This is a genomic window from Nitrospira sp., assembly GCA_015709715.1.
Taxonomy (GTDB): domain Bacteria; phylum Nitrospirota; class Nitrospiria; order Nitrospirales; family Nitrospiraceae; genus Nitrospira_A.
Genome location: CP054184.1, coordinates 3,866,840 through 3,884,478, shown reverse-complemented (window position 1 = coordinate 3,884,478; position 17,639 = coordinate 3,866,840). Strand labels below are relative to the sequence as shown.

General features: G+C 60.0%; 16 protein-coding genes. All 16 read right to left on the bottom strand.

The window, feature by feature from the left end; translation table 11 throughout:
* Positions 1-32: 32 nt before the first annotated feature.
* The 16 genes from HRU82_18495 to HRU82_18420 all read right to left on the bottom strand — a co-directional run bounded on the left by HRU82_18495 (position 33) and on the right by HRU82_18420 (position 17,403).
* Complete coding sequence (locus tag HRU82_18495; protein ID QOJ36815.1) at positions 33-1,373, bottom strand: hypothetical protein; 1,341 nt, start codon at positions 1,371-1,373, stop codon at positions 33-35.
* Between the two features lie 124 nt (positions 1,374-1,497).
* Positions 1,498-1,986 carry a type II secretion system major pseudopilin GspG gene (gene gspG, locus HRU82_18490; GenBank protein ID QOJ36814.1) on the bottom strand — a complete coding sequence of 163 codons (489 nt, stop codon included), beginning with the start codon at positions 1,984-1,986 and terminating at the stop codon, positions 1,498-1,500.
* 127 nt (positions 1,987-2,113) lie between these two features.
* Positions 2,114-3,889 (bottom strand): hypothetical protein, encoded by a 1,776-nt coding sequence (locus HRU82_18485; GenBank protein ID QOJ36813.1) that lies wholly within the window; start codon positions 3,887-3,889, stop codon positions 2,114-2,116.
* A complete protein-coding gene (locus HRU82_18480; GenBank protein ID QOJ36812.1) occupies positions 3,890-5,203 on the bottom strand; it encodes a glutamate-5-semialdehyde dehydrogenase in 1,314 nt (437 codons plus the stop codon).
* Positions 5,204-5,321: 118 nt separating this feature from the next.
* Positions 5,322-5,930: a type II secretion system protein gene (locus HRU82_18475; GenBank protein ID QOJ36811.1), complete on the bottom strand. Its 609-nt coding sequence runs from the start codon at positions 5,928-5,930 to the stop codon at positions 5,322-5,324.
* 30 nt (positions 5,931-5,960) lie between these two features.
* Positions 5,961-6,605 (bottom strand): hypothetical protein, encoded by a 645-nt coding sequence (locus HRU82_18470; GenBank protein QOJ36810.1) that lies wholly within the window; start codon positions 6,603-6,605, stop codon positions 5,961-5,963.
* 32 nt (positions 6,606-6,637) lie between these two features.
* On the bottom strand, positions 6,638-7,210 hold the full coding sequence (gene pilO / locus HRU82_18465; GenBank protein ID QOJ36809.1) for a type 4a pilus biogenesis protein PilO: 573 nt from the start codon (positions 7,208-7,210) through the stop codon (positions 6,638-6,640).
* Positions 7,207-7,833, bottom strand: a complete 627-nt coding sequence (locus HRU82_18460) for a PilN domain-containing protein (protein QOJ36808.1) — start codon at positions 7,831-7,833, stop codon at positions 7,207-7,209. Before HRU82_18460 ends, pilO begins: the two co-directional genes overlap by 4 nt.
* Before the next feature lie 3 nt (positions 7,834-7,836).
* Positions 7,837-8,838 carry a hypothetical protein gene (locus HRU82_18455; GenBank protein ID QOJ36807.1) on the bottom strand — a complete coding sequence of 334 codons (1,002 nt, stop codon included), beginning with the start codon at positions 8,836-8,838 and terminating at the stop codon, positions 7,837-7,839.
* A gap of 3 nt (positions 8,839-8,841) precedes the next feature.
* Entirely contained in the window at positions 8,842-10,575 is a 1,734-nt protein-coding gene (gene tadA / locus HRU82_18450) for a Flp pilus assembly complex ATPase component TadA (GenBank protein ID QOJ36806.1), read from the bottom strand.
* Positions 10,576-10,641: 66 nt separating this feature from the next.
* On the bottom strand, positions 10,642-11,856 hold the full coding sequence (locus HRU82_18445; protein QOJ36805.1) for a type II secretion system F family protein: 1,215 nt from the start codon (positions 11,854-11,856) through the stop codon (positions 10,642-10,644).
* A 37-nt stretch (positions 11,857-11,893) separates the two neighbouring features.
* Positions 11,894-12,436, bottom strand: a complete 543-nt coding sequence (locus HRU82_18440) for a LysM peptidoglycan-binding domain-containing protein (GenBank protein QOJ36804.1) — start codon at positions 12,434-12,436, stop codon at positions 11,894-11,896.
* Between the two features lie 119 nt (positions 12,437-12,555).
* Positions 12,556-12,963, bottom strand: a complete 408-nt coding sequence (locus tag HRU82_18435) for a prepilin-type N-terminal cleavage/methylation domain-containing protein (GenBank protein ID QOJ36803.1) — start codon at positions 12,961-12,963, stop codon at positions 12,556-12,558.
* Positions 12,938-13,444 (bottom strand): prepilin-type N-terminal cleavage/methylation domain-containing protein, encoded by a 507-nt coding sequence (locus HRU82_18430; protein ID QOJ36802.1) that lies wholly within the window; start codon positions 13,442-13,444, stop codon positions 12,938-12,940. The genes HRU82_18435 and HRU82_18430 overlap by 26 nt, the downstream gene beginning before the upstream one ends.
* A complete protein-coding gene (locus tag HRU82_18425) occupies positions 13,441-15,834 on the bottom strand; it encodes a hypothetical protein (GenBank protein ID QOJ36801.1) in 2,394 nt (797 codons plus the stop codon). The genes HRU82_18430 and HRU82_18425 overlap by 4 nt, the downstream gene beginning before the upstream one ends.
* 273 nt (positions 15,835-16,107) lie before the next feature.
* Positions 16,108-17,403 (bottom strand): nucleotide sugar dehydrogenase, encoded by a 1,296-nt coding sequence (locus HRU82_18420; protein ID QOJ36800.1) that lies wholly within the window; start codon positions 17,401-17,403, stop codon positions 16,108-16,110.
* Between the last annotated feature and the right edge of the window lie 236 nt (positions 17,404-17,639).

Here is a 17,639-nt window from a genome sequence, read left to right as displayed (position 1 = left end):
CCACTGGTGATACGGCACAGGATCTCGCTCGTCTAGCGACCGGACCCGCACGACACGCCAGGCCCCAACGTGAGCCGATAGGCATCGGAGTGGAAGAACTGCGGCAGCGGAAACCAGATCTCCTCATCCACCACTGGAAGGTCGTAGTCGAGGGTGGCGACAGGAGCGACCAATGGGCCGGATCCGACATCCGGGATCTGTTCCGCGCACAGATGCACGATCCCGGCCTGCCAGGACGCGGGCGCCTTCTTGAGGTTCTTGAGGAGCAGCTTGGTCGATTCCCCCGAGCGGTCACCGTTCTTGCCCAACAACAGACGCAGGGTCCCCGACTCGTGATCCAACGCAGCCAAGGCATGCAGCTTCGGATCGTCGGTCATGATCGCGAGCCTCGCACCGACCATGTCGGCATAGGTCTGATAGATGTGCCAGGCCGGCCGTTTGGAGAGACGATCGACATACAACAATCCATCCAGGGTCGGGTTGTCGCAGGTGTTCTCTACGCCGTCTCGGCTGGTGTCCTGGGGATCCGGCCAACAGGCTCGCATGGCGCTCTGAATATCCGCTCGTTCATAGGCAGCAATGACTCCCGCCGTATAACCGGCGCCGGTCCAGTATTCTTGTCCCAGGATCTCATTGACGGAGATCGGCCGTTCAAGACCACGCGCCTTGAGGTATGTGCGCAGGTCGCTGACGTAGGAGAGGGCTTCAGCCGGATCTTCATATTCGTGATAGGCCACGACATCCGGAAACAGCCCCTGTTCCTCGCTCCACTGGAGAAAGGGCTTCAGCAACCGATAGCGGCTCACGCTGGGGCCGACGATCAGGGCCCCCGGGATTCGCTCCTTGATGCGGCGATAGGCCAGCCGCCAGCCCTCCTTCAAGCGATCGTTTTCGTTCATCGGCGAGGCCGCCAGGTCCGGCTCATTGTAGATGTCCCAGAGGACCGTCAGCCGCCGCTCCGTCACCTGATCGATCAGCCGATCCACATGGGCCAACCATGGAGCGAAGTGTCCATCCCGCCCGATCTGATTGATGTCGAAAATCTGGAGCGCCAGGTGTTCGAAGACCAGCCCGAGCGTGAGTTGAAACTCCGTCACGCCGGCCAGCCGCAGCCGTTCGTAGTTCTTGAGCACATACCCGGCGTTCCCGCGAAAGCTCGTCGGCTTCAGGGGCAGGATCAGGTCCATCGGTGGGTCGGTCGGTTCGATGCTGACCAAATAACCGTTGGCCCGATGGCCCATCACGCCCTGTTCGGCACCGAGATCGACCGCAATGGTCCCTGCCTCGCTCTCCACGGTCGTGAACGAACACAGCAGAAAGATCCACGCAGCGGCGATACAGGGCAAAGAGTGGACTCGGGCCTGTCTGGTCATGGATGGAGGCAGGATGTTCACGGTATCTGGGAAGGTTGTACTGCGGCAAGAGAGGAAGGGTCAAGACGGAGAGCAAGGTCATGGGGCGTGAGGGAGGCAGGTTCGAGCGGGGAACGGAGGAGGGCTAGTTGCGGTCGAGATCCCAACTGACGATATCGGCGTTTTTCCCCTCGCCGCCGGCTGCGCCATCGGCGCCGAAGGAAATGATTTCGAACTCCCCGCCTTGCGACGAAGGCGTGGCGTATTTATAGGGGTTCCCCCAGGGATCGACCGGGACCTTGGCCAGGTACCCGCCCGCCTTCCAGTTCGGAGCCGCCGGGCCGGAGGCAGGCCGTTCGACCAACGCCTTCAATCCCTGCTCGGTGCTGGGGACGTTGCCATTGTCGAGCTTATACAATTGCAGAGCGCTTTCGATGTTTGCGATTTGCGCCTTGGCGGCAGCACGCTTGGCGTCCTCTGTCCTTCCCATCACCCGTGGAATCAGCAGCGTGGCCAGGATCGCCAGGATCACCACCACGATCATGACTTCGATGAAGGAAAATCCTCCGCAGCAACGCAACCCGCGCCGGGCGCCCTGTGCGAACCATACTGTGCGAATCTGTTGCAGCCCCATGCGCAGGATGCTCCTTTCATCGGGAGCCAGGCGGCCACAAGCCCCCTCAGCCCGGCGGCGAATTGTAACAGACTCTTCCCGAAGACTGTAGCCGCCCCTCGTCGTGACCGACCAGACGGCCCTGGCATCACGGTAGAGTCAGTTGGTACAGGATCACCCCTGGTTTGAGTCGCGCACGCGGCAAGACACTCTGGTGCATTCGGAAGGTCGGAAGGTCGGCCACGGGTGTAATGGCTTGCACAACAAGCCCGACCGCACGACTGAAATCCGGGACGCTTCGAGGCCCCACCAGAAACGCCGTTGCCCCGGATGACAGCACATCCGCCAACGAGCGCAGGTCGGCGGTGAGCGCCTCCGGCTGCTCGTAATGGGCGAAGGGAATCCAGTCATGGGCCAAATCATACCGCTCCGCCGCACCCTGCCCGGTACCCTCGTCACAGGGTTTCATGCGAACCTGGGCCAGCCAATCGAGTCGTTGGGCACGAGCCCAGAGATTCCAGAGGGCCTGTGCCTGTCGTTGCGCAAACGCGGGATGACGATACAACACCGTACAGGCCCGGGGGCGGTCGCTCGGCAGGCAGGCGGTGACGGCGGCATCGAATCCCCTGATCAACTGCCGCCCCGCGCGCGCGACGCGCACGGCCAACGTGCGATCCTGCTCGATGAGGTCTTGCAGATAGTCGGCCACGAAGGGCTGCGTCGGCAACTCCCCGATCTCCTGCTCATCCTCAGGATACAGGAGGACGGCGCCGAACGCCTCCGACGGGCTGACCGACGGCGGAGCCACGCTGAACAGTTCCTGCCAATTCATGAAAGAGGGCGCTGGCTCGCTTGGCGCTGGTTCGGTGACCGGCCCCCACCCGGCTTGGAGCGGAATCGGCTTGACAGCGTTTCCGTCCGTCAACAGGACCTGCTCTCCCTCGATTGCCAACCCTCGTCGGCAAGGCGCGAGCCCAGCCCGGTCCAGGGGATGATAGGAGAGCCCCGCCGCATCGTCCCAGCAGGTGGCCTTCAACATCCGCCGCCCCTGGATCGTCACACAGAGGTGGTGCGATGGCTCCATGTAACGTCTCGGCGGGTCCGCCACCGGGGTCCAGGTCACCATGTGTGAACGCGGCGGATCCATAAACAGCGGAAAGGGATTGCCCCCGCCGGTGAGCTGCGGCGCGAAGAACTGGCTGAAGAGGCGATAGGCCGCCTCGGACGGATAGGTGGGAATGCCCCGATAGCGCAGGATACGCGGTGACGTCGTGCCCTGGTTCTGATCGTCGTACAGCCCCCGAATCAGCTCGAACAGGGCCGAGCCTGTTCCGGGCAGCAGAGAGAGGAATAGTTCGACGACGGGCAGAAAGTCGATGGCTTCCCAATGCATGGCTCCCATACAAGCCATGAACCGCGCCTCGTCGAACGTGCCGCCCGGCAGGAAAAAAATGGCGTCCTTGCGATGACGGATCGTCGCTGTTCCCTTCACGTTGATCGTCATATCCTGATCGCTATAGAAGAATCGGATTTCGTCCAGCGGCACCTCGAGGGCCTGCGCCGCCATCCCGCGCAGATCGTCGGCCCGCAAGCGTTGCCAGCCCGGCTTCCGCGACAGGTCCAGGCCCATCTCGTTGACCAGCCCACCGGGAACCAGGCCCACCCAGGCCCCCCAGTCGAGTTGCACCCTGGCGCGCGTGAGGCGCAGGTTGCTCCCCTCCGTACCCCACTCGCATTCGTGCAATGGATGTCCGCCCGGATCGGTTGCCAGCAGGCGACGACCATGGTCGCCATAGACGATCAGATGTCCGGTCGCACGGCGCACGGTGGTAACCGCGGCCGCCTGGAGGGCCGCACGGTTGGACGGAAAGGCCAGAGTCCCGGGATGGCTGAGGATGGTCGTTATCGCGTGGTCGAGCGGCATCTACTCGCGGATTTGGCCGCTCCCGAGGACCACGAACTTGAAGCAGGTCAGTTCTTCCAATCCCATCGGGCCGCGGGCGTGCAGACGCGAGGTGCTGATGCCGATTTCAGCCCCCAAGCCGAACTGATACCCGTCGTTGAGTCGCGTGGAGGCATTCACCAATACGGCAGCCGCATCGACCTCTCGCACGAATCGCATCGCCCTGGGGTAATCCTTGGTGAGGATCGCCTCCGTATGTCTGGAGCCGTAGGTCGCGATGTGCTCCAGTGCCTCGTCCATATTCTTGACGATCTTGATGGCTAGAATGAGGTCCAGAAACTCCCGCCCGAAATCGTCCGGCGCCGCTTCCTTGACCTCCGGACAGAGTTGGATCGTCTTGGGACAACCGCGGACCTCGACCTTGGCGTCGGTCAGCTTCTGCACCAGGGCCGGAATCCAGAGACGCGTCATACTCTGGTGAACCAAGAGGGTTTCCATCGCGTTGCAGGTCGAGGGACGTTGGACCTTCGCATTGAGGCAAATGCGCTCCGCTTCCACCGGATCGGCATCGGCATCCACATAAATGTGACAGACGCCCTTGTCGTGCTTGAGGACTGGGATCGTCGCGTGTTCGGCGATGGTCTTCATGAGCGACTCGCCGCCCCGCGGGATGAGAAGGTCGATGGCCTGATCCTGCTTGAGCAGAAGATGTACCACCTCCCGCTCCGGACGATCGACAAAGGTAATCGCCCCGGCCGGCACCCCGGCCTTTTCGGCCGATTCACTCAGAATCCGGGCAACGGCCGTATTCGAGTGAATGGCTTCCGATCCGCCGCGGAGGATACAGACGTTTCCCGACTTGAGGCAGAGGGCCGCCGAGTCTGCCGTCACATTGGGGCGCGCCTCATAGATGATGCCGATGACCCCGATGGGCACACGCATCCGGCCCACTTGCATCCCGTTCGGCCGCGTCCACATCTTCGGCATTTCGCCCAAAGGGTCGGGCAACCGGGCAATGTCTCGAATGCCCGCCGCCATGCCCTTGATGCGCTCGGCCGTCAGCCGAAGCCGATCACCCATGGCCTTTCGTTCGGGCGTGGCGTCGAACTGTTCGAGATCCTTCTCATTCTCGGCCAGCAGTTCCGCCTCGTGCTCCTCCAGCGCATCGGCCATGGCCTGCAGGGCCTGATTCTTCACCGAGGTCGAGAGGCTGGCCAGGCGGCCAGCCGCGCCCTTCGCTTTCGTGACCACCGTCGCTACATAGTCTTCAGGGGAGAGAGGCTCCGGCGCAGCCGGTTGTTCCGTCGCGGGGGATTGGGTGAGATCCTGTTCCATGTCGTGAATTCCTGCCGTCGGACCGCGTGGCACCCGAAGGCGCCGCGTATCGCTCAAGAGGGTGGAAGAAGACGCGTACTCTGTCGCGCGACAGGATACTGTGGGGTTTGGAGTCCGGTCAAGGGTTGCGAACGGCGCCGGGCTGGCCTGGTCCGCCGGGCGGCTGAGCGCCGGGAACGGGACCGCCCGCACCAGGCTGCATGGGCATCCCGCCGGGAGAGAGGCCCATCATGGGCGGCATCAACATGGACTGGGACGAGGGGTTGGGATGCTGGAAAATCCAGTCGTGGTAGGTCTTGCGGCCTTCGAAGTGCCGGATCGACAATGGGAAATCACGCTCCTTGATCGGCTTAGCCTTGCTCTTGCTGCGGACCCCCATGATACCGCCGGTCGGCGCCCGCACATATTCCCAGTCTCCTCCGTCGATCGGATCCCGATAGATTTTGCGCAAATAGGGTTTGGGCACTCGCGTCAGATCCGTGAGGGTCTGGGGGTAAATTTCCGTCGTCATGATGCGCCCGACCTTCATGGAGGCCGAATAGAGGGCCAGGGCGTTCTGGATTTCGATCCCCTTGGCCATGAGATCCGCTTCCTTCTCCCGCTGCACCATAACCCTCCATTGTTTGGCCGCCGTTGAGGCCGAAAGGCCGATCAGCACGATCATGAACATCAGCGCCAGGTAGGTGACCCCTCGGTTGTTGCGGATATGGAAAGGGCCGGTTGTCATGAATTCAGGGTCGGCGGCGAGAGGCTTGCTTCACTGGGTCGGTTGATCAGGCGCGCTCGGTTCATCGGTCACCGGAATCACCTGGGTAATCTTGGACCCCACGTCTTGCAGGGTGATTTCCGACGCCGAGACCGCCTTGACGAGCACCTCCCCACCGATGGTCTCGCCGGCCTGCACGAGATGCATCTCCTCATTCTTTACCAGAACGGCCATCGTCTTTTTCTTTTGGGGGCCGTCTCCTACGGTCATGAACCCCACGTACCGGAATTGATTCAGTTCCGTGGCAATCCGCAGTCGCTCGATCTCCTCGGCCGTCGGCCCCTTGGGCCCCTCGACCACCGGTTCTTCCTCGGGCTCTGGAGGGGCCGCGGGCGCCTCGACCTTCGGTTGAGGACGGGCTCGCCCCTTCCGTGGAGGGGGCGGCGGTTCTACCGGAGGGGTGAGGCTGGCAAAGATATTCCGCGGGGTCGAGAATGTCGCTTCGCGTTGCCCCTTGATGGCCGCCAACCGATCCAGATTCACTTGCAGGGTCACGGGCGCGGCGACGCTCGCCGCCTTCCCCACCACCTTCGTCCCACGAACGTTCTTCAAGGGGACATGAGCCGGCTCGTCGGAGTGGCCGAATTGCCAGATCAGGAGCCCGACCCAACCTACGACCAAGCTCATGAGCACCATGACCTGATTCTTATTGGTTCGATTCATAACAATCAGGGCGCCGGCGCCTGGAGGTGTTCCCCCCTGAGGTAGGTCGAGATCCGAATGTTGAAGGTCAACAATTGATCTTGCACGTTGCCTGACCGGACCAGGTTCAGGTCCTCAATGAACAACAACTCTTCCGCTGATTCGAGATTGTACAGAAACCGCCGCAAATCCTCGTAGCGGCCGGTGACGGTCCCTTGCAGCACGGCCTTGGTCGCATCCGGCACCGCCGTTTTCTCGGTCTTATAGGACAGAGCCGGCAAGGTGACTTGATCACGTTTGGCCTCTTCCGTCACACCGAGGGCCAAGGGCGCAAAGTCGCGAAACAGGGGTAAGACCGCCCACACCCGCTGCAGGTCCATCTTGGCTTTCTTGGCCTCCTTGTGGCGGGTCAACTGGTGGCGCGCCTTCACCCATTCCGATTCGAGCCGGACCTTCTCCTGCTCGGCCGCTCCCAACACGAAACTGTGAATGCCGTAGCTCACCACACACAAACTCAGCACGAACCCCACCCAAGGGAGGATCGGCGCGTAGGGTTGCCGCCAAACATCTTGGAACCGCTCGAATCCCGGGATCATCATGGGTTATGGTTCCGATACCGCAACGAAAGATCGAACTCGACCAAGCCATTGCCCAGATCGCGATGCTGGCCCAACACTGGATCCTTGAATTGCGGATGGTCCTGAAACGTGATGGTCAAGGTGGTGACGTCTTCCAAGGCCCTGGCTGAACCGGTCAGCATGATCGTGGAATTGGCGGGATCGAGGCGAATGCTGTTCACGGCGATACGCTGAGGAATGGCCCGCTCCAATTCCGTCAAAAACCTGGTCCAGGAAAAACTGCGTTTCTCGATCAACTGATTGGCGAACTCGATTTCTTTGGGCAACACCTGGAGCGACGTTTCCGACAGCTCGATACCCTGCTGCTGCGCCTCCTTCAGCAATTCACGGTCCCGATCCAGCACCTGATTCAAGGCCGACTCCATGGCTTCGACCTCCTGCCACACCAACCAGGCTTGGGACACGTCCCAGAGCATCACCACGCCGAGTATCCCGGCCATGACCATGATGAACAGTCTGGCCGGAGCCAGGTACCACCGGTAACGGTTGCTCATGTTGATGGTGAAGAGGCCGGTCTTGGCCGAAGGTTGCCCCAGACGCAACAACAGATCCCGCACAGACCCTGCCAGGGCTCCCAACGACATCCCCTACACCACCCCCGCGATCGCCGACAAGGCGGCACTCGTTTGCGGACCGGCGATGGCGCCTCCGCCATACTGACGGACACGGTCCCACTCCAGCCCCTTCACCGGCACGCCCAGCCCCTTCTCCAATTGCTGGTGCAACCCTGCGTCGATCAGCTCATCCGCCACGAGCACCGTCTGGGTGATGGCCAAATCCGGCGTCTGCTGTTGGCAAGCATAAATGGAGTCGGCACATTCCTGCACGATACGGTCGATGCTCGCCTGCCCGCCTCCTGCCCAGGCTCCGCTTCCGGCCCCACCCTGCAACTTGGAACGCAAGAAGACGAGCGCGCCGTTATGAAAAATAAAGGCGGTGACACAGCCGTCGGTTGCGTTCACCCAGAGAAAATCCGCCGTCAGACGACCCGCTTGCCAAGCCCCATGCGCCCACAGATTGAAGAGGCGAAGACTCGCGACGTCCACCTCCTGCGGAATCAGCCCCGCCGCTTCACATACGGCTTCATATTGGGCCAGCACCGTCTCCTGCACCACCACAGCCAGAACCGTACAAGGACCGTCACTGGCGCCGGCCGGTTCGGATAACACTTGCGAGAAGACCTTGGCACCCGCCAGCGACAACAATTGCTCCTGGCCGAGCCTCCATCGCACCAAGGCGTCACGCTCTTCCGAACTCCACGGCAAGTCCTGCAAGCGCAAGATCGCCAAACGCACGGCCAAGTCGGGCAAAATGATCGTGGCGGCGCGAGGAACCCCGGCCGCCGAGGGACGCGACGCCGACTGCGACGCAGCGGAACCGGCGATGGCCCGGATGTGCGACTGCAACTCCTCGGGCGAGACGATGTTCTGCTCCAACGGAGACAGCCGCATTACGCCCTCGGGCAAGGCCGACACGACACATTGGTACCGGGGCCGCCCGCGCCAGTTCCGATGCACTTCCGCCCACGCCAGATCGCGCGCGCCGATTTTGAGGCAGTACTGCGGTCGACTGGTGATCCAATCCCACATGGGTCAACGCTCTTCGCTGAACGTCACACGGTTGATTTCACGCAGCGTGGTTTCGCCGGCCAGCACCTTCTTCACGGCCGATTGTCGAAGGGTAATCATGCCATCCGTCACCGCGCGATAGCGGATTTCGGAGAGCGCCCGATCGGCCAGGATCATCTCCTTGATTTCGTCGGTCAGGTCCAAGAACTCCGTAATACACTTTCGGCCTCGATAGCCGGTCTCATGGCATTCCGAGCAGCCTTTTCCCTCATAAAACGGTTGACTCTTGTAGTGCTCATAGTCGAGACCGGACTCCTCGGCCAGCGCCTGATCCAGCGTCACCTGGTGGCGGCAGTCGGGACAAATCACGCGAATCAGCCGCTGCGCCAGGACACAGGTCAACGCAGCTAGAAAGTTATAGGAATCGATGCCCATCGAGGCGAACCGACCGATGACGTCGAAGACGTTGTTGGCATGTACGGTGGTCAACACCAGGTGACCGGTCAGCGCCGATTGGATGGCGATCTGCGCAGTCTCGGCATCGCGAATTTCTCCGACCATGATCTTGTCCGGATCGTGCCGCAAGATCGACCGCAAGCCTCGCGCGAACGTGAGGCCCTTCTTCTCGTTCACCGGAATCTGCACCACACCGGGCAACTGATACTCCACAGGATCTTCGATCGTGATCAACTTGTCTTCTTGGATGTTCATTTCGCTGATGGCGGCATACAACGTGGTGGTCTTGCCGCTGCCGGTCGGGCCCGTCACCAGCACCATGCCATAGGGCCGTGTAATGGCACGGCGAAAGCGCTTGAGATCTTCGGGATTGAAGCCCAGACGGTCCAATCGCAGGCTCGAGACGCCGGTCGTGATGGCCTCGCGGTCCAGAATTCTGATGACCACAGACTCACCGAACACACTGGGGAGGATCGACACCCGGAAGTCCACGGTTTTACGATCCAGGCGCATGCGAAAGCTGCCGTCCTGCGGCACCCGCCGCTCGGCGATATCCAAGTCGGACATGACCTTCAGGCGGGACACGAGGGGCGGGTGAAGTTTGACGTCCAGTGGATCCATCGCCGAGACCAGAATCCCGTCCACACGGAACTTGACCGTCGTGGCCCGGTCGGTTGCCTCGATATGAATGTCGCTGGCTCGACGCTGCATGGCGCTCAAGAGAATCGTGTCCAGCAGTTTGACGACGGGGCTTTGGTCTTCGCCGAAATGATCGACGGTCAGCACCTCTTCTCCCCGCTCATCCTCCTTCACGAGGACTGAACGGTACTCTGCTTCCAGTTCACGCAGGGCCTGGCTCGATCCTTCGCTACGCTCCAAAGCCGCCTGAATGGCCGTACGGGAACTCACGACGTACCGCAGGGGCCGGTTGAGGAGAATTTCCAACTCATCGAGCGCAAGCAAGTTCTGCGGATCGGAGATCGCGATGGTCAACACCCCGTTCTCTTCCTTGACCGGTACGAAGGGATGGCGCCGCATCAATTTCACGGAAATGGTGTGATAGAACTCCGAGTCCACCCGGAAGCCGGTGAGCGGATCAGAGGGAAGTCCGAATTGGGCGGCCAAGGCCTGCGCCAGTTGTGTCTCCGAGATGGTGCCTTCCTCGACGAGGGCTTGGCCCAGGTTCGGCGTGTTTCCTCCAAGACGAGCCACGGCCTGGTCCACGGTCCGCTTCGGCAGAATGCCTTCGCGGACTAACACATCGGCGAGCGACGGCCGAGTAAGATGACGCTGCATGATCATACGAACATCCTCCGAACCATGGCGGAGTGCCAAACGATAAATTCAGGGTGTGTCATAGACTACCTGTTATTGAATGGTCCCGGCCATCTGGAAGATCGGCAGATACATGATGATCACGATGCCTCCCACAAGGAGTCCCATGACGAGCAACAGAATCGGTTCGATCCACGTGGTCAACTGACTGAGTCGCACGTCGAGATCCCCCTCATAAAATTCGGCCACGTCCCGCAACATCGGCTCCAACGACCCGGTTTCTTCCCCCACCGACAACATCTCGATCGCGAGTTTGGGCAGAATGTGCGGTCGCTCGATGGCCGCTGCCAGCGTACTCCCCTCGCGGATCTCATTCACCGCCGATACAAGGCCTCGGGAGACGAACCGGTTTGAAACGGCGCTGCGAGCGATTTCCAGCGCCTCGACCAGGGGTGTTCCTCCGGCCAACACCGTAGCCAAGGTGCGCGTCAGTTGGATCGTATGGTGCTGCACGAGGATCTGCCCGATCAGCGGCAGCCGCAGAAGATGCCGATCCACCGCCAACCGGCCAGCCGATGTCTGATACCAGGCCCGCCCGAGGACCGTCGCTCCCACCAGAACCACGGCCACCGGGATCAACTGCGCCTCTCCTGCATGAATGACGGTAATCAAGATGCGTGTGGCCGCCGGCAGACTAGCGGACGATTCCCCATAGACCGACACGAAGGTAGGCATTACGTAACTGAGTAGGAATCCGACGACTCCGATGCCCACGACGACCAGAAACGCCGGATAGGCCAACGCCTTGCTCACTTTTTGTCGCAGACCGATCATCAGCTTGAGATACGCGATGTAGCGCTGCAGCACCTCCGGTAGATTGCCGGACTGCTCACCGGCACGTATCGTGGCCAAATACAGATCTGAAAAGTAGGTGGCGTGTTTGGCCAGAGCTTCGGAGGCGGAGTGACCGCCGCGAATGTCTTGCCGCACCGCCTTCAAGGCCTCACGAAAGGGGGCGCGTTGGGTCCGGTCTATCAGCAGGTCCCACACCCGCAACACCGGCAACCCGGCCTTGATCAACGCCAGGAGCTCTTGGTTGAAGACCAAAAAATCCTGCAGCGGCAGTTTGCCCCAGCGGGCGGCGATAAGTCCGGGCACACCGAACCCCGCGCCTCTCCGAGCAATGCGAAAGACTAACAACCCGTCGGATTCAAGTTTGGCGCGGACGAGTTGCTCATCTTCACCTTCGATTTGCCCCTCAAAGGTGGTGCCATCCGCGCGAGCCGCTCTATATGCGAACACAGCCATGGGTGCGATCGATGAAACAGGTCTCTCGACAGCCGGCCTATTGGGCCACCGCCGGTACGGTGGTCGATTCCGATGAGGGAGGATCCGGCAAGCGGAGCTTCCGACCGGTCAAGAGGCGACTATCCCGCAATCCATTCAGCACACGGAGAGTTTCCATACTTACGTTATGACGACGCGAAAGATCCCATAAGGTGTCCCCTGCCTGAATCGTAATCGTTCGAGGAATCGACTCCGGGTGGGTACTGTGCGCCTGCGGTAACGCTCCCGTCGACGCCTGCCTCGGTTTGGCAGGAAGAGAGCGGAGCGCGTGCGCCATGCGTTCCCGCTCCGTTCGCGCAGAAGCGAGTTCCTCTCGTTGCAACTCGATAATCTGGCGTGCCTCCGTCAAGCGCCGTTCCGTCTCGCGCAACATCCCTTGAAGTCGCGCCCGCTCCAGTTCCACCTCAGCCAACTGTTGCCGTTGTCCGTCCAACTCCGCCCGCAAGTCGGCGGCCGTGCGTTGCGCATCGCGAACTGCGATTTTCAGTTGATCGACGGTGACCTGGAGATCGGACGGCTTCGCATCAGGAACCGTCTCCATTCGAGCGCAGCCCCCCCAGATCGGTACGAGCAATATACTCGCCACGCACCAGCCGAATCGAAGGCTGACGGAGCGACGGGCGAAAGAACGAGGCAGCCGCATCAGGGTATACATAGCCATTACCATTGGTTGTAAGGAACTCCGTTGGTGCCGACTAAATCGGACCCGGAGAAGACGTCGACCATCCCCTCCTCCGTCTCATTCACCATTTCCTGCCAACTGTCAGCCGATCCGGTCATGGGGTCCGTGGGAACACGACGCAGATAACCGGCAGATACCAAGGCCGCGATCGAATCCGGATATTTCCCTTTATCGGCCCGATGTTGATCGATAACGTCGCGCAGCGAAAACAAATCCTGCCGCAACGCGCCTTCCTTGGCCTTGATAATGGCGGCTTGATAGGAGGGGACTGCCAAGGTGGCCAAGATACCCACAATGGTGACCACGATCATCAATTCAATGATCGTAAAACCCTGGGACGAAGCCAGCGCCGAGACGGTTCTACCAGTCTCGGTACTTTGTCCCATCAAGCGCGACCTCTTGGCTGGGTGTCGACACATCGTAGACATCTTCTCCACACCAATCTTTTACGCCGGCCGGATCCCGATAACAACGCAGCTGCCACGTCGGCGATCCCGTCATGGGATCCGGGGGAATCGAGCGCAGATATCGCTTCACTGTCGTCCCCTTGATGCTGGCTTGCTCCCCCGTCAGCTTGATACCGAGAAGCACGTCCAAGGATTTCGGATATCCATAGGGACCGGTCACATCTTTGCAGCTCAACCGATTCTTGACACAGGCCGGACCGGTGAGCGTATCTCCGTCTCGCGCCCATTCCAGATGGAAGGTATCGATGGCCGCTCGAATGATGCGCAGGTTTTGCCGGAGTTCGATCTCTTTCGTCCGTTTGGCGGACACCTTGGTAAAGGGCAGCGCCACCGAGGCAAGAATCGTGAGGATGGTCAGGGTGACGAGCAGTTCAAGCAGGGTGACGCCGGACTGTTTCACCGCACCCTCACCACTCCTTTGGCTTCGCCCATGCCCTCGGATGTGCCGACGCCATCTCGCTTTGTGGCTTGGAGACGCAAGGGTGTCACCCCAGGAGCCTTGGCCATCAACGTAAGCCGGAGGAGGCGGCCGTCTTCCTTCGTCGCAGTCGCGGACCGGTGCAGACGTAATTCCACCACCCCGTCAGGTGACTGGGAGGCCACGGCTACGGCCGCCTTTCCACCTTCGGTGCCTAACACTTCCCCTTCCGCAGCTTCTCGAAACTCGATGACCTGCGGATCAAAGTCCAAGGTAAAGGTTTCCGTATCCAGTCCCTGAACATGTTTCGCCATGACGTCGAGGTGGAACTCCTTTCCCACCTGAACCACCGTATCCGCCGGTTGAATGGTCAAGGCCAAGGATAAGGGAATGGGCTCCAGCACGGACGCTTCTCCCTTTGACTTCTTCGCGGAGCTTTTCTGATAGACGGTGCCTGCCTCGCCGGCGGCAGGCACACGTGCGGAAACCTTTTTCGGCTGCGGCGCGAACAAGGGCGACGTGGCATAAACGGACTCGGTCCCCGACCAGAACGCCTGCGCTTGCACGCTCGGAGGACGCATCGGGTTGACGATATGGGGAGTGATGGTCAAGATCACTTCCGTCGTGACCCGCTGGGTCTTGAACGAGCTCAGCAGATTGCCAAGGATGGGGATGTCCCCGATCCATGGAATAGTCACCTTCGTTCGCCGGTCTTCCTCCTGGAGCAAGCCTCCCAGCACGATGGTTTCTCCATCACGCACATTCAACATCGTTTCAGCCGATCGGTTGCCGAATTTGAACTGCGTGATCGGCGGCGAGGCCTGCAGAAGCACCTGATCTCCCAACCGAATGACCTCGATCTTCATCTTGAGCGAGAGTTCATTCCCTAGATGGATATTAGGCTCCACCGTCAACTTGACGCCGGTATCGCGGAACTCGATGGAGGTCACGGTCGAGGTGGTGGGCACGGCTCCGGTCGCGGCCTGCCCCGGCAGGACGTTGGTGGTCGAGAGCAGGATCGGCTGTTTGTCGCCGATGTTGACCTCGGCTTTCTTGTTGTTGATGACACGCACCTTCGGAGCCGCCAGAGTCTTGGCGTCGGTGACCTGCTTGAAAAAATCCAACTGCACGTTGGTCGGCAGTTTGAACAGGTAGCTGTCCTTGCCCAGACTCGCAAGGTTCCGATAGGTCAATTGTTGGGCGATGTCTCCGGCGATCGTTCCGGCGAATCCGGGCGGGATCAGAGCTCCCGCGATCTGCTTCGGATAGGACAAGCCATAGGTCTGATCAACCGTCCTGTTGACCTCCAGCACTTCCACATCGAACAGCACCTCCGAATCCTCGCGATCATTCGCTTGAATGATCTTCTCCGCCAATTCCACTTTTTCGGGTTGGTCTCGCACCACAATCGTATTCAGCGCTTCATTGCCGTGAATATGCTTCACGTCCAACATCGTTTTGAGGAGCGCCACCATGTCCTTGGCCTTCGCCGACGAGAGGTAGAAGGTCCGGATCATCAAATCCTGGTACTGTTCCTGTTTCTGCTTGGTGTTGGGGCTGATAATGAACAGAGCCGGACCGGCCTTTTGCGCGAACAAACTGTTGCTGTTCAGCACCAACGTCAAGGCCTCATCGAACGGCTTGTCTTCCAGCGACACGGTGACCGGGTCGTTCCGCACATCCTTGTCGAACACGAAGTTGACCCGCGCAGCTTTGCCCAGCGCTTCCAGCACTTCTTTCAAACCGGCATTTCGAAATTGCAGGGTGACGGGCTGCTTTTGGCGGTCGTCACGATCGGTCGCGTGTTGGAGTTCCGAGAGTCGCGCAACCCCTTCCAGCGCCTCCTTGAACGAGGGATCGAGTTCGACGGCGCGCCGATATCCCTCCATGGCCTCGCTGAGCCGCCCTAATTCAGCTAAACGTTCCGCCTCACGAAACCGATCCCGAGCCTCCTTGAGACGCAGAGCCTCCGTCAACCCTGACTCATGTTCCTTGCTCGTCGGTTCAATCGTCAACGCGCGTTTGAACTCGTCGGCGGCCGATTCCAGCTGACGCTCCTTGAGCAACTGCCGGCCCCGCTCTTCGTGCATGGCCGCCGCTCGCTCTCTAGCGATGGCATATTTGTTCTGCAAGGAGGGTTCAAATGGATCGTCCTTCAGCGCCTGTCGATAGGCAACGCTCGCCTCCTCCCAATTCCCGGCAGCCAGATGCTGATCGCCCCGTTTCACATCCGGAGAGTTGAAGGTGCCGCAGGCGCTGAACAAGAGAGCTCCGCCTATACCTGCAAGGGTGAGGAACGGAGTGGCGTGAAACCAACGGCTGTCGGCAAGACGGGCCGCGCAGAGGGAGGAACCCATAGATCTGATCAGCAAGTTTGCAACCTCTCTCATATATCAAACTCAATTAGATGCAACAATTGGTTTCTCGCATGGCACAACACGCGAAGGAGCCCTTTCTCGAACCTCTTTCGGTAGAAACGAGGTTGGGCCTTAATGCAAGGGCTTCTCGATCCGGCTCCCAAGGAAACCCCTAGGACGCCGGATCAGGCCACTGACACCTGGAGGAACGGGCGGATCGACGAGACTTCAGCAGACAGTCGGGAGAGAAAGATGTTGGAGACTCCTTCGGGTTCCACCGGCAGACGGTTACAACCTCCAATACTTCACTGATCCCGGCAAGGCATCGGGAGTCAAGACACTCTTCACATCGACCACCACATTGTTGCGCTGCTTGCGTAGCGGCCGGAGCAACTCCTGCACCCCCATCTGCAGGTATTCGCGATGCGCCACAGCCAAAATGATGCCGTCCAATTGTTTGAGTTGATCCCACAAAGACAATCGCAGGCCATATTCCCCAACGGCTTCTTCCGGCTCCGCCAGCGGATCGTGAACCATGACCTGAATGCCATATTCCTTCAACTCGTTCACGATGTCTGGAACGCGGCTGTTACGCAAATCCGGGACGTTTTCTTTGAAAGTTAACCCGAGCACGGCGACTTTCAGATCACTCACCGGGCGTTCCACCTGGCTTAAGAGTTTCATGGTCTGTTCGGCGACATATTTCCCCATACTATTATTGATGCGCCGACCGGCCAAAATAACCTGTGGATGATACCCCACCGACTCCGCCTTGGCAGTCAAATAATAGGGGTCGACGCCGATACAATGGCCTCCTACCAGCCCGGGATTGAACTTCAGGAAGTTCCACTTGGTACCAGCCGCCTCAAGTACCGACTTGGTGTCGATGCCCAGACGATGGAAAATGAGGGCCAACTCGTTCATCAGGGCGATGTTGAGATCCCGCTGTGTATTTTCAATAACCTTCGCCGCTTCCGCCACCTTGATGCTGGATGCCCGATGGATCCCGGCCTTCACCACGAGTGCATAGGTTTGGGCGACGATTTCCAAAGACTCTTCGTCCTGCGCCGACACCACTTTAATGATGCGCTCGAGAGTGTGTTCCTTATCACCGGGATTAATACGCTCCGGGGAGTATCCGATTTTGAAGTCGATGCCGCTCTTGAGGCCGGATGCCTTTTCAAGAATCGGCAGGCAATCCTCTTCCGTCGCACCGGGGTAGACCGTCGACTCGTATACGACAATGGCACCGGAGGCAAGGTTCGCTCCAATCAGCTCGGAGGCCTTCTTCAGGGCGGTCAGATCAGGCTGAAGGGCCTCATTAATCGGGGTCGGGACTGCGACAATGATAAAGTCTGCAGCCTTCAGATCACTGGGCTCCGATGTGTATCGAACGCGGCTGGCTTTGAGATCCTGCGAGGACACTTCACCCGTCCGATCAACCCCCTTTCTCAGCTCATCGACCTTGGTCTTATTGATATCAAACCCGATCACTGCTGTGTACTTGCCGAACGCGACGGCGATCGGCAATCCGACGTAGCCCAACCCCACCACTGCAATCTGTCGCTGAGTCTTCTTTGGCATGTCACTCCCTTCGTCGCTCGACATTGCGCCTGGCCGACGCGTAAAAAAGAATGGCAGAATACGTCTAATCCGTCAACGATTTCTGGTGAGAGTTAGGGGCGAACGCTCCAATCACCACTCAATGAGGCGAGATTACCGTTGACCTTGAGACCCACGAAAAGCTATACGTGATTCTGTTTTCGCCCCTGCCGCCGTAGCCCAACTAGGCTACATATGCTTCGCTCAAATCACCACAC